Origin of the sequence: Nocardioides sp., assembly GCF_047607365.1 — a bacterium.
In the GTDB taxonomy this organism is placed as follows: Bacteria; Actinomycetota; Actinomycetes; order Propionibacteriales; family Nocardioidaceae; genus Nocardioides.
The window spans coordinates 1-12597 of record NZ_JASGDD010000215.1; the positions used below are offsets into that span (position 1 = coordinate 1).

The 12597-nt window shown below is 72.1% G+C and carries 14 protein-coding genes; 11 read left to right on the forward strand and 3 right to left on the reverse strand.

The genetic code is table 11. The features are described 5' to 3' along the window. From QM572_RS16705 to QM572_RS16720, 4 genes are all read left to right on the forward strand, one after another. Positions 1 to 529 (forward strand): PASTA domain-containing protein (locus QM572_RS16705; protein ID WP_415095103.1); only part of this gene is annotated, 529 nt, incomplete at its 5' end. 56 nt (positions 530 to 585) lie between these two features. Further along, a complete protein-coding gene (gene uvrB / locus QM572_RS16710) occupies positions 586 to 2721 on the forward strand; it encodes an excinuclease ABC subunit UvrB (RefSeq protein WP_415095104.1) in 2136 nt (711 codons plus the stop codon). Positions 2722 to 2828: 107 nt separating this feature from the next. Beyond that, complete coding sequence (locus QM572_RS16715) at positions 2829 to 4322, forward strand: hypothetical protein (RefSeq protein ID WP_415095105.1); 1494 nt, start codon at positions 2829 to 2831, stop codon at positions 4320 to 4322. A 12-nt stretch (positions 4323 to 4334) separates the two neighbouring features. Continuing rightward, positions 4335 to 5603 carry an MFS transporter gene (locus QM572_RS16720; RefSeq protein WP_415095106.1) on the forward strand — a complete coding sequence of 423 codons (1269 nt, stop codon included), beginning with the start codon at positions 4335 to 4337 and terminating at the stop codon, positions 5601 to 5603. On the opposite strand, the gene QM572_RS16725 is transcribed toward QM572_RS16720, so the two are convergent. Continuing rightward, positions 5560 to 6612 (reverse strand): AbrB family transcriptional regulator, encoded by a 1053-nt coding sequence (locus QM572_RS16725; protein WP_415095107.1) that lies wholly within the window; start codon positions 6610 to 6612, stop codon positions 5560 to 5562. The genes QM572_RS16720 and QM572_RS16725 overlap by 44 nt on opposite strands. A gap of 52 nt (positions 6613 to 6664) precedes the next feature. Here QM572_RS16725 and QM572_RS16730 point away from each other — a divergent pair, with 52 nt between their 5' ends. From QM572_RS16730 to QM572_RS16740, 3 genes are read left to right on the forward strand one after another with little or no spacing between them, the layout of a single operon-like run. Beyond that, positions 6665 to 7921 carry a glycosyltransferase family 4 protein gene (locus QM572_RS16730; RefSeq protein ID WP_415095108.1) on the forward strand — a complete coding sequence of 419 codons (1257 nt, stop codon included), beginning with the start codon at positions 6665 to 6667 and terminating at the stop codon, positions 7919 to 7921. Continuing rightward, positions 7908 to 8666 carry a methyltransferase domain-containing protein gene (locus tag QM572_RS16735; protein WP_415095109.1) on the forward strand — a complete coding sequence of 253 codons (759 nt, stop codon included), beginning with the start codon at positions 7908 to 7910 and terminating at the stop codon, positions 8664 to 8666. The genes QM572_RS16730 and QM572_RS16735 overlap by 14 nt, the downstream gene beginning before the upstream one ends. Next, positions 8663 to 9772, forward strand: coding sequence for a prenyltransferase (locus QM572_RS16740; RefSeq protein WP_415095110.1), 1110 nt, complete (start codon positions 8663 to 8665; stop codon positions 9770 to 9772). The genes QM572_RS16735 and QM572_RS16740 overlap by 4 nt, the downstream gene beginning before the upstream one ends. Here the strand turns inward: QM572_RS16740 and QM572_RS16745 are convergent. After that, positions 9743 to 10387 (reverse strand): class I SAM-dependent methyltransferase, encoded by a 645-nt coding sequence (locus tag QM572_RS16745; protein WP_415095116.1) that lies wholly within the window; start codon positions 10385 to 10387, stop codon positions 9743 to 9745. The two genes, QM572_RS16740 and QM572_RS16745, sit on opposite strands and share 30 nt — an antisense overlap. Positions 10388 to 10472: 85 nt before the next feature. Here QM572_RS16745 and QM572_RS16750 point away from each other — a divergent pair, with 85 nt between their 5' ends. The 4 genes from QM572_RS16750 to QM572_RS16765 are packed head-to-tail and all read left to right on the forward strand — an operon-like array spanning position 10473 to position 12320. Further along, positions 10473 to 10625, forward strand: a complete 153-nt coding sequence (locus tag QM572_RS16750) for a hypothetical protein (RefSeq protein WP_415095111.1) — start codon at positions 10473 to 10475, stop codon at positions 10623 to 10625. Between the two features lie 15 nt (positions 10626 to 10640). Beyond that, entirely contained in the window at positions 10641 to 11645 is a 1005-nt protein-coding gene (locus QM572_RS16755) for a DUF2332 domain-containing protein (protein ID WP_415095112.1), read from the forward strand. A 43-nt stretch (positions 11646 to 11688) separates the two neighbouring features. Next, complete coding sequence (gene vapB / locus QM572_RS16760; RefSeq protein ID WP_415095113.1) at positions 11689 to 11925, forward strand: type II toxin-antitoxin system VapB family antitoxin; 237 nt, start codon at positions 11689 to 11691, stop codon at positions 11923 to 11925. Next, complete coding sequence (locus QM572_RS16765) at positions 11922 to 12320, forward strand: PIN domain-containing protein (protein WP_415095114.1); 399 nt, start codon at positions 11922 to 11924, stop codon at positions 12318 to 12320. The genes vapB and QM572_RS16765 overlap by 4 nt, the downstream gene beginning before the upstream one ends. Positions 12321 to 12335: 15 nt before the next feature. Here QM572_RS16765 and QM572_RS16770 read toward each other — a convergent pair. Next, positions 12336 to 12597: ABC transporter ATP-binding protein (locus QM572_RS16770; protein ID WP_415095115.1), on the reverse strand; the 262-nt coding region annotated here is incomplete at its 5' end.

Here is a 12597-nt window from a genome sequence, read left to right on the forward strand (position 1 = left end):
CTCCGCCGGGCAGCCGGGCACGGCCGACTCCGGAGGAGCGGGCGGTGCCGGCGCCTGCGATGTGGGCGGCTCGGCCGGCGTCCTCGGCGCCGGAGGGGCCGGCGGGAACGGAACCTGCAACTTCGGCCGCGCCAGCGGGGGCGGTGGCGGCGGCGGTGTCTACGGCGGAGGCGGCGGCGGAGCCAGCTCGGCCGGCCTGGGCGGCGGAGCGGGCTCCAGCGGGTTCGGCTCGGGCGCGTCCAGGACGGCGATCGCCACCGACACCACGGCCCTGCCGTCCATCTCGCTGACCTACACCGTCGCACCCCACCAGGCCACGCCGACCTGCACGGTGCCCAGGCTGGTGGGCAAGCGCCTCAAGGCCGCCCGCAACGCCCTCCGGGCCGCGCACTGCAAGCTCGGCAAGATCCGGCGAGCCCACCGCGGCGCGCAGTGGGTGGTCCGGCAGAAGCCCAAGCCGGGCGTCGTGCTCCCGGCCGGCGCCAAGGTCACGGTCAAGCTCGGAGACCGCCACCGCAGGAAGAAGTAGAGCGGTCCCGCTCGGATCGCGACGATCATGTCGGTGGCGGTCCGTAGGCTTGGCGCATGCGCCCCGTCACCGATCTCGAGCGGAGAGTCGCCCCGTTCCAGGTGGTCTCCGACTACCGGCCCGGCGGCGACCAGCCGGCTGCCATCGCCGAGATCTCCCGGCGGATCCGGGGCGGCGAGCAGGACGTCGTGCTGCTCGGCGCGACCGGCACCGGCAAGACCGCCACCGTCGCGTGGGTGGCCGAGCAGCTGCAGCGCCCGATGCTCGTGCTGCAGCCCAACAAGACGCTCGCCGCGCAGTTCGCCAACGAGCTGCGCCAGCTCTTCCCCGACAACGCGGTGGAGTACTTCGTCTCCTACTACGACTACTACCAGCCTGAGGCCTACGTCCCCCAGACGGACACCTACATCGAGAAGGACTCCTCGATCAACGAGGAGGTCGAGCGGCTGCGGCACAGCGCGACCAACAGCCTGCTCACCCGGCGCGACGTCATCGTGGTCTCGACGGTCTCGTGCATCTACGGTCTCGGCACGCCGCAGGAGTACGTCGACCGGATGATCCGGCTCAAGGTGGGGGAGGAGCACGACCGCGACGCGATCCTGCGGCGGCTCGTCGACATCCAGTACACCCGCAACGACCTCGCCTTCACCCGCGGCACCTTCCGCGTCCGCGGCGACACCCTCGAGGTCTTCCCGGTCTACGAGGAGCACGCGGTCCGGATCGAGTTCTTCGGCGACGAGATCGAGCGGCTGATGACGCTCCACGCGGTCACCGGCGAGGTGCTCACGGAGGACCCCGAGCTCTACATCTTCCCGGCGTCGCACTACGTCGCCGGGCCCGAGCGGATGGAGCGCGCGATCGGGGGGATCGAGCGCGAGCTGACCCAGCAGCTGAGCGACTTCGAGGCGCACGGCAAGCTGCTGGAGGCGCAGCGGCTCAGGATGCGCACGACGTACGACATCGAGATGATGCGGCAGGTCGGCACCTGCTCGGGCATCGAGAACTACTCGATGCACATCGACGGCCGCTCGCCCGGCAGCGCGCCCAACTGCCTGCTCGACTACTTCCCCGAGGACTTCGTGCTCGTCGTCGACGAGTCGCATGTGGCGGTGCCGCAGATCGGCGGGATGTACGAGGGGGACATGTCCCGCAAGCGCAACCTCGTCGACCACGGCTTCCGGCTGCCGAGCGCGATGGACAACCGGCCGCTGAAGTTCGGCGAGTTCCTCGACCGGGTCGGGCAGACGATCTACCTCTCCGCCACCCCGGGGGCCTACGAGCTCGACAAGGCCGGCGGCGACAAGCCGCCGCACGTCGTCGAGCAGATCATCCGCCCGACCGGCCTGGTCGACCCCGAGGTCATCGTGAAGCCGACCAAGGGCCAGATCGACGACCTCATCCACGAGATCAAGCTGCGCACCGAGCGCAACGAGCGCGTGCTGGTGACCACGCTGACCAAGAAGATGTCGGAGGACCTGACCGACTACCTGCTGGAAGCCGGGATCCGGACGCGCTACCTGCACTCCGAGGTCGACACCCTCAAGCGGATCGAGCTGCTCCGCGACCTCCGGCTGGGGGAGTACGACGTGCTCGTGGGCATCAACCTGCTGCGTGAGGGGCTCGACCTGCCCGAGGTGTCGCTGGTCGCGATTCTCGACGCCGACAAGGAGGGCTTCCTCCGCTCGGACAAGTCCCTCATCCAGACGATCGGCCGCGCGGCGCGCAACGTGTCGGGCCAGGTCCACATGTACGCCGACAAGATCACCCCCTCGATGGAGGCGGCGATCGAGGAGACCAACCGCCGCCGCGAGAAGCAGGTCGCCTACAACGCCGAGCACGGCATCGACCCGCAGCCGCTTCGCAAGAAGATCGCCGACATCACCGAGATGCTCGCCCGGGAGGACGAGTCCACCCAGGCGCTCCTCGAGACGTGGGCGGGCACCGAGGCCAAGGGGCGCGCCGGCGGAGTCAAGCCCAAGGTGGCGCCCACGCCGGTGCTGGGCGAGGCCAGCCGGGGCGCGAGCATGGCCGCCGGCCTGCCGAGCTCGGACCTGGCCGAGCTCATCCAGCAGCTCACCGACCAGATGCGCGCCGCCGCCGCCGAGCTCCAGTTCGAGGTCGCCGCCCGCCTCCGCGACGAGATCTCGGACCTCAAGAAGGAATTGCGCCAGATGATGGAAGCCACGAAGTGAGGCGCGGACGCCCGGGAGGTGACGGGCTGGTGGACCGCACGTGCACGTCTGGTGGCGTCGTGTGGCGGAGGGTTGGGGAGCGCCGGACCGCTCCCTAGGCTCCGGACGTGGCGGTCGATCGACGTGTGCGCGAGCCCGTGCGGGCCTGTGCCCTGCTGGCGGTGCTGGCCTTCGTCCTGAGCGCCCAGGTGGCCGTCTCGATGGCCCCGTTCTTCAAGACCGACGAGCGCGCCAACGCGGCCTACGCGATCGCCGTCGCCCACGGCCAGCTGCCGACGATCCAGACGCCGATCGCGGACGACCCGGTGCTGTACCCGGCCCTCGCGGAGGTGCTTGCGAACGAGTACCGCGGGCCCTCCCATCTGCGGATCTGGACCGCCAACCATCCGCCGCTCTACTACGTGCTGTCGGCACCGCTGGTCATGCTCGGCGACGCGATCGGCCATCCCGGGCTGAGCCTCTTCGGGATGCGGCTGCTCAACGGCCTCGGCTTCGCCCTCGCGGTCTTCCTCGTCGGCATGCTGGCGCGCGAGCTGGTGCCGCGCCGGCCGGGGATCGCCGTGCTCTCCTCCGCCTTCGCCCTGTCCTGCGGCGCCGTCACCTACGTGGGCGGCGCCATCTACAACGACGGCGTGGCGACCGCGCTGGCCTTCCTCGCACTGCTGCTGGGGGTCCGGACCATCCGCCACGGAGTGACCCGTCCCCGGCTGGTGGCGACGGCGGTCGCCGGCGCCGCGGCGGCCGCGACCCGCGCCAGCGGCATCCCGGTGGTGGCGGTGGTCTGCCTGGCCGTGCTGGCGGCCTCGGTGCTCGCCGACCGGACGCCCCGGGGGTGGCGGGCCGGGACCCTCCGAGCCGCGGCGGTGGGATCGGTGGCCGTGATCGCCATCGGCTGGTTCTACGTCCGCAACCTGGCGCTCTACGGCAGCGTGACCGCCTCGTCGGCGCTCTATCAGCAGTTCGACCGCACGCCCAACGGGAGCTGGCTCCTCACCTGTGTGACGCCGTCCTTCTACTGGCGGCTCCTGACGTCGCTGTGGACCGACGGCGACGTGGCGAACCAGTGGCGGATCCTCGCGGGGATCCTGCTCGCCGCCGGGCTGGCCGGCCTCGCCGAGGCGTCTGCCTCCCGTCGGCCGCGCGGCCCCGAGCGGATCCGGTTCACCCCGACGACGGCGGCGTGGGGAGTCGCCGGCCTCTACGTCGCCGCCAACGTGGTCAGCGTCGCGCAGTTCATCGCCGGCGGTGGCTGGATCCACGCGCGCTACGCCCTGCCCCTGCTCCCGCTTCTCGGGATCGCGGTCGCGTCCGGGCTGCTGTACGCCGGCCGGCGGCTGTCGGCACGCGACGACTCACGGCTCGTGACGCCGCTGACCCTGCTGCTCGTCGGCCTCGGTCTCCTGTGCCACCTCGACACCCTGCGCCACGTCACCGCCCCGGTCACGGACGGCCTCCACCTGGCCATGCTGCTCAGCGCCTGGGTCGTGCTGGGGGCCACCGCCGTCCTCGTGGTGCGCGGGTTGGTGCTCGGCCGGCTGCCGGAGGCCGTCGGAGCGCCCGAGCCGGCCCTCACCGATTCCGGATACCGCCCGCTGCGGTAATAGCGTGGACGCGTGCGGAGAGCGTTCACGGTCTGGATCGTGGCGCTGTCGGCGTACTTCCTCGCGGTCTTCAACCGCAGTTCGCTGGCGGTCGCCGGGCTCGTCGCGGCGGACCGGTTCGGGATCAGCGCGTCGCAGCTGGCGACGTTCACGATGCTCCAGCTGCTGGTCTACGCGGCGATGCAGGTCCCGGTGGGGCTGCTGGTCGACCGCTGGGGACCGCGCAGCGTCATCCTGAGCGGGATCCTCATCGGCCTGCTGGCGCAGGCCGGGTTCGCGTTCGCGGAGACCTACCCGGCGGCGCTGATCGCGCGGGTCTTCGTCGGGATCGGCGACTCGCTCACCTTCATCTGCCTGCTCCGCCTGACGGCGAGCTGGATCCCGCCGCGCCGGATCGCGCTGATGAGCACGCTCAACGGGTCGCTCGGGCAGCTCGGGGCCATCCTCGCCGCCCTGCCGATGACGTGGGCGCTCGGTCACCTGGGCTGGACGAAGGCCTACCTCGTGTCCAGCGTCGCCGGCCTGGTCCTGTTCTTCGTCGCGCTCGCGCTGCTGCACGACGCGCCGCACCTGCGCACCCAGCGGGGCGCGAGCCGCTCGCTCGCGGCGGTGCTCCGCGACCTCGCGTCGTCGTGGCGCAACCCCGGCACCCGCCTGGCCTTCTGGGTGCACTTCTCCACGCCCTTCAGCGCCAACGCGCTGGCCATGCTCTGGGGGCTGCCGTTCTTCGTGAAGGGCGAAGGCCAGAGCGACCAGGTCGCGGGCCTGCTGATCTCCCTCGTGACGCTTGCCTCGATCCTCGGGGGGCCGGTGATCGGATGGTTCATCGGCTACGAGCCCTGGCACCGGTCGACGCTCGCACTCGGCGTGGTCACCTCGTGCATGGCGATGTGGACGCTCGTGCTCGTCTGGCCGGGCGACGCTCCGCTCGGCGTCCTCGTCGTCCTCGCGCTCGTCGCCGGGATCGGCGGACCGACGTCGATGATCGGCTTCGACCTCGGGCGCACCTCCAACCCGCCGGAGCGGTTCGCGAGCGCGAGCGGGATCATCAACCAGGGCGGTTTCGCCGCCTCGCTCGTGCTGATCCTTGCGATCGGCTGGATCCTCGACTGGCGTACGCCGGGAGGCGGGAACGACTACACGCCGGACGCGTTCCGCTGGGCGTTCGGATTCCAGTACCTCATCTGGGGGCTCGGCCTCTCGCAGATCTGGCGCTATCGCAAGCTGGCCCGCATCGCTATGCCGCGCGCCGTGCGAGCAGTCGTGCCAGCAGGGGAGTGAAGCAGAGGATCACCAGCACCCGGACGAGCTGGACGGCCATCACGTAGGTGACGTCCGAGCCGGCGTCGGCGGCGGTGGCGAGCACCGCGAACAGGCCTCCGGGCGTGGTGGCGAGGTAGGCGGTCAGCCCGTCGACCGGGGTGAGCACGGCGAGGAGCGACCCCATCAGCGCCGTGGCGACGATCATCCCCAGGATGATGAGGGTGACGACCGGCAGCATCCGAGCGATCGAGACGAGGGAGGCGCGGGTGAACCGCAGCCCCACCTGGATCCCGATCAGCGCGTAGGCGAGCCACTGGAGCACCGCCGGCACCGCGACCGCGTCGAACCACGGGGTGGCGACCAGGATCGTGCCGACGAGGATCGGCCCGAGCAGGATGGCGGTGGTGACCGGCACCAGCCGGGCGATGAGCAGGCCGAGCGCCAGCGTGATCGCGACGTAGAGCAGCGACTCGTCGAGCCGGCTCGACGTCGTGCCCAGGCCGCCCTGCCCCCGCTCGGGATGGAAGACCACCGCCGTCACGAGGGGCATCGTGACCAGCACGATGAGGACCCGGAGGTACTGCACCACGGTGACGACCCGGTCGTCGGCGCCGAGGTCGCGCGAGATCGCGACGACCCCGCTGGCGCCGCCGGCGATGAGGGCGAAGGCGCCGGTCACCGGCGACACGTCGCGCCGGAGCGCGAGCAGCCGGCCGGCCACCAGCGACACCAGCACCGTCCCGATCGTGATCACCAGGATCGTCGGAGCGTCGCGCCCCATGGCCCCCAGCGCGTCCAGCGAGATCCCCGCCCCGATGATCACGCCCACCATGGCCTGGGACACCCGGAAGGCGGGCGCGGGGACGGCCACGGGGGTCTCGGAGCCGAGTGCCTGCGCCATGCCGCCGATCAGCCCGCCGAACAGCACCGCGGACGGCACCCGCACCAGGCTCAGCGCGACACTGGCGGCCACGGTGACGACCCCGACCACGGCGAGGCCGCGAGCCTGCGAGCGCTGGAGGGTCATCCCCGCCAGTCTTCCAGGAGCCGCGAAGGCGGGCCCCTGTAGGGTCCTCCGCATGCGGATCGCTCTGTTGTCCTACCGCAGCAAGCCGCACGTCGGGGGCCAGGGGATCTACGTCCAGCGGCTGAGCCGCGCCCTGGTCGCGCTCGGCCACACCGTGGAGGTCTTCTCCGGGCAGCCCTATCCCGAGCTCGACGAGGGCGTCCTCCTCACCGAGGTCCCGAGCCTGGACCTCTACCGGCCGGGGGAGGAGTTCCGCAACCCCGCGGTCCGGGAGTTCCGCGACCTGATCGACGTCGAGGAGTGGCTGCGGATGCGCTCGGGGGCGTTCCCGGAGCCGCTCACCTTCTCCCGGCGCGTGATGAGGCTCCTCGCCGACCGGGTCGACGACTTCGACGTCGTCCTCGACAACCAGACCCTCGCCACCCCGCTGCTCGGCGTGGAGCGGCTGGGTCTTCCCCTCGTCGCGATCATCCACCACCCGATCACGATGGACCGCGCCATCGAGCTCGCCTCGGCACGGTCGTGGAAGAGGCGGTTCGGGGTGTGGCGGTGGTACTCCTTCCTGCGCCAGCAGCTCCGCACGGCCCCGCGCCTGCGCCGGGTGATCGTCCCCTCGGAGTCCTCCAAACGCGACGTGATCCGCGAGTTCGGCGTCGACCCCGCCCGCGTCACCACGGTCCTGCTCGGCGTGGACGACGACCTCTTCGTCCCGCCGGCCACCCCACGCGTCCCGGGCCGGCTGCTCGCGATGGCGAGCGCCGACGCCCCGCTCAAGGGCGTCAACGTGCTGCTCGAGGCCTTCGCCAAGCTGCTCACCGAGCGCGAGCTCGAGCTGGTGCTGGTCACCAAGCCCAAGGAGGGGGGCCGCACCGAGCGGCTCCTCGACCGTCTCGGCATCGCCGATCGGGTCACCTTCGCCCACGGCCTCACCGACGAGGAGCTCGTCGCGCTCATGGGCTCGGCCGAGCTCGCCTGCGTGCCGAGCCTGTACGAGGGCTTCTCGCTGCCGACGGCCGAGCTGATGGCCTGCGCGACGCCTCTCGTCGTCTCCCGCGCGGGCGCGATCCCCGAGGTGGTCGGCCCCGACGGCCTCTGCGCCGACCTGGTCGAGCCGGGCGACGTCGACGGCCTCGTCGAGGCCATCGGCGCCCTGCTCGACGATCCCGATCGCCGTGCCCGGATGGGCGCGGCCGGGCGTGCCCGGGTCACGGAGTCGTTCAGCTGGCGCGCCGTGGGCGAGCGGACCGCCGTCGTACTCGCGGAGACCGTCCGCAGCTATCAGGAGGAGAGCACCCGTGCTGACCGTTGACTTCGACCGGCTCGGCCTGCGGCCCGGCGAGCGCCTGCTCGACATGGGCGCCGGCGGAGGCCGGCACGCGTTCGAGGCCTACCGGCGCGGCGCCGACGTGGTCGCGTTCGACCAGGACGCCGACGAGCTGGCACGCGTGCGTGAGTGGTTCGCGGCGATGAAGGAGGCCGGCGAGGTGCCCGAGGGCGCCGAGGCCGACGTGAAGGAGGGCGACGCGCTCGCGCTGCCGTTCGCCGACGGCGAGTTCGACCGCGTGATCGCCGCCGAGGTGCTCGAGCACATCTGGGCCGACGTCGACGCGATCAAGGAGCTGATCCGGGTGCTGCGCCCGGGCGGCACCCTGGCGATCTCGGTCCCGCGCTGGCTGCCCGAGGTGATCAACTGGCGGCTCTCGGACGACTACCACAACGCCACCGGCGGCCACATCAGGATCTACACCGACCACGAGCTGATCGACAAGGTCACCAAGGGCGGCCGGCCCAACGACGGCACGCCCGGCACGGCCATGGTCTACACCGGCAAGTCCTACGCGCACGGGCTGCACTCGCCGTACTGGTGGATCAAGAGCGCCGTCGGCGTCGACGACGACGGGCATCCGCTCGCGAAGGCCTATCACCGGCTGCTGGTCTGGGAGATCATGAGGAACCCGCGCCTCCTGCGCGCGGCCGGCAAGGTCCTCGACCCCGTGATCGGCAAGTCGCTGGTGCTCTACTTCGCCAAGCCCCTCGAGGCCTCGGGATCGTGAGCTCGCAGATCCCGTACGTCGACGGGATCCTCACCCCGGAGCAGATCCGTGCCACCGCCGCCTCCATCAGGGCGGTGCAGCACGACTCGGGCGAGATCCCCTGGGGCGAGGACCAGCACGCCGACATCTGGAACCACGTCGAGGCGGCCATGGGGCTGCTGGTGGGCGGCGAGGTCGAGGCCGCCGAGCGCGCGTACGCCTGGGTGCCCACGCTGCAGCGCGGCGACGGCTCGTGGCCGATGAAGATCGTCTCCGGCGCCGTGGAGGACGAGCGCGGCGAGGTCAACATGAGCGCCTACTTCGCCGTGGGCCTGTGGCACCACTGGCTGGTCCGCCGCGACCTGGACTTCGTCCGGACCTACTGGCCGAGCGTGCGCGCGGGCCTCGACTTCGTCGTCGGGCTGCAGCAGGGGTGGGGCGGCATCCAGTGGACGCCCGTCGACGACCTCTGTCTCCTCACCGGCTGCTCGTCGGTCTACCACTCGCTGCGCGCCGGCGTCGCCCTCGCCGAGCTCCTCGGCGACCCGCAGCCCGACTGGGAGCTCGCCGGCGGGCGGCTCGGCCACGCGATCCGCTCCCACCCCGACCTCTTCGCCGACAAGTCCACGTTCTCGATGGACTGGTACTACCCGGTGCTCGGCGGCGCTGTCGGCGGCGCTGAAGCGGTGCGGCTCCTCCAGAGCCGCTGGGACGACTTCGTCGTTCCCGGCATGGGCTCGCGCTGCGTCGACACCAACCCCTGGGTCACGGGCGCTGAGACCTGCGAGCTCGTGATGGCCCTCGACGGGCTCGGCGACCACGACCGGGCGTTGGTCCTCTTCGCGGACATGCAGTTCCTGCGCGCCGAGGACGGCGGCTACTGGACGGGGTGGGTCTACGCCGATCCCGGCCACCCCAACGAGAACCCCGACGTCTTCTGGCCGGCCGAGCACACCACGTTCACCGCCGCCGCCGTGATCCTCGCCGCCGACGCCCTGGGGGAGAGGTACGGCGGCTCTACACCGGGCAGCGGCATCTACCGCGGCACCTCGCTGGCCCCGGACTTCCCGGAGCTGGCGCTCGAGTGCGGCTGCCCGTCAGCTCGGATCCGCCGGCTCTCGCCGTAGCCGGCGCAGGGCCCGGAGCGAGCCCAGCGCGGCGACCTCGGTGAAGTCGCCGGAGGCGAGCGCGGGCAGGTAGATCTGCTCGTACGGCGGCCGCCCCCCGTCCGCGGGATCGGGGAACACGTCGTGGATCACGAGCAGGCCGCCGGGCATCACGTGCCGCGCCCAGCCCTCGTAGTCGGCGCGCGCCGGCTCCTCGCCGTGGCCGCCGTCGATGAAGAGCAGCGACAGCGGCGTGGTCCAGGCACGCGCGACGGTCGGGGACTGGCCGACGATCGCGACCACGACCTCCTCGAGCCCGGCGGCCTCGATGGTGCGGCGGAAGTGGGGGAGCGTGTCCATCCGGCCGGTGCGCGCGTCGACCAGGGAGGCGTCGTGGTGCTCCCAGCCCGCCTGGTTCTCCTCCGAGCCGCGGTGGTGGTCCACGGTGAACACGACGCCGCCGACCTCGCGGGCCGCCGCGCCGAGGTAGACCGCCGACTTCCCGGCGTACGTCCCGACCTCGAGGACGGGGCCGTGGGGGAGCCGCTCGCGCGCGAGCCGGTGCAGGAGCTCGCCCTCGTCCAGCGGCATGAACCCCTTGGCCGCGGTCGCGACGGCGAGCAGGTCGGGCGGCATCGAGTCCACGGCGCAGACCCTAACGGTCCTGTCGGTGGTGGCTGCTGTGCTGGACCCGTTCCGGCGAGAGTCTCAGAATGGAGCCATGTCCGTCACCGCGAGTTCGGAGTCCACGCTGCGCTATGTCCCCATGGCCGACGACCGGTGGCTTGCGCTCCCGCCGGCTCCGGTCTCCGAGGTCGCCGTCGGCGCTGAGGGCGTCGTCGCGGCCGATGCCGCCGGTCTGATCGACGGCTGATCGCGACGACCGCAGGTGCTGCTCTTCGACGACATCGCCGCCGAGTACCGCGACTTCGCGCGGTACGCCGAGGGCGACTCGCCCACGTTCGCCGACTGGTCCACGCGGCTGGCCGAGGACGCCGAGGTCATCGGGTGGCTCGCCGACCTGCCGCCGATCAAGCACCAGCCCAATCTGGTCTTCGCCGCCGCCCGGCTCCACGGCGTCGCCGCTCCAGGCCCCTACTCGGCTCTGCGCGAGGCCCTTCTCGGCGACGAGGGGACGATCCGCCAGACGATCCTCACCCACGCCACCCAGACCAACGAGGTCGGCCGGCTCGCCACGCTCGTGCCGGCCTTCTCGCTGGTCGCCGCCGCGGCCGGGGGCGAGCCGCTGGCACTGCTCGAGGTCGGCGCCTCGGCGGGGCTGTGCCTCTATCCCGACCGCTGGGCCTACGCGTGGCAGACCGACGCCGGCCGGGTCGAGCTGGGCGAGATCGTCGGGCCGCACGGCGTGCTGGCGTGCCGGGTCAAGGGGCCTGCGCCGCTGCCGGTCGCGCTGCCCGAGGTGGCCTGGCGCGGCGGCGTCGACCTGCACCCGCTCGACGTCGCCGACGAGCACGACATGGCCTGGCTGGAGACGCTCGTGTGGCCCGAGCACGACGACCGCCGCGCCCGCCTGCGCCACGCCGTGGACGTCGCCCGGAGCGATCCGCCGCGGATCGTCGCGGGCGACCTCCTCGACGAGCTCCCCGCCCTGGTCGAGGAGGCCTCGGCGTACGGCGCCGTGGTCGTCTTCCACTCGGCCGTCGTCGCCTATCTCGAGCCCGCGGACCGCGAGCGGTTCGATCGCCTGATCCGCGACCTGGTCGCCGGCGGGCGATGCCACTGGGTCGGCAACGAGGGGAAGAACGTGCTGCCGTCGGTGACCGCGACCGGGCCGGCGATCCCGGCCGACAAGCAGACGTTCGTGCTCGGCCTCGACGGCCGTGCCGTCGCGCACACCCACGGCCACGGCCGCTCCCTGCGCTGGCTCGCCTGAGCACACGACCTCGGTATATACTTCGAACATATAGGAGGCCGCCATGCCCATTCTCACCAAGCTCTTCCTCAACAACACCACCCAGGCGGTCCGGCTGCCGAAGGGCGTCGCCTTCGACGAGTCGGTGACGGAGGTCGAGGTCACCGTTATCGGGGAGTCGCGGCTGATCACACCGGTCGGGCGGCGGGCCGACTACTTCTTCGACACGCCCGCCCTCGTCACCGACGACTATCTGCGGACGCGTGATCAGCCCGCCATGCAGAAGCGGACGTGGGCGTGAGCCTGCGTCACCTCATCGACACCGACATCGCGATCGAGGCGCTGAGGAAGCGCGACAACGGACTGATCGAGCGACTCCGCGCCGCAGGCCGGGTCGGCCTCTCGTCGGTCTCGCTCTATGAGCTGCGCTACGGCGCCGAGCGCTCGGCGGAGCCGGCGCGCAACCACGCTGCCGTCGACGAGCTCACTAGCACGGTCGCCGAGCCGCTCGACTTCGGGCCCGATGCCGCCGGGCACGCCGCGGCCGTCCGAGCAGCGCTGGAGCGTCGCGGCACTCCCATCGGTCCCTACGATCTCCAGATCGCCGGCCACGCCCGATCCTTGGGCCTCGTGCTGGTCACGCGCAACGTAGGTGAGTTCGAGCGTGTCCCCAGCCTCGTCGTCGAGCGCTGGTAGCGAGCCCCGGCGGCGCTACAGCGCGAGCGTGTGGTCGGCGGCCTCGGCAAGCAGGGGGTCGTGGGTCGCGCAGAGGACGGCGCGGTCGCTGTCCGCCGCGCTCCGGAGGACGGCCGAGACCAGCTCGGCATGGGCCTCGTCCTGTTGCGAGGTCGGCTCGTCGAGCACCACCAGGGGGCGCCCCGACCCGAGGGCGCGGGCGAGGAGCAGCCGCTGGCGCTCACCGCCGGACAGCAGCCGGGCCGGCCGCCCGGCCACGCCGGCGAGGTCGAGCGCC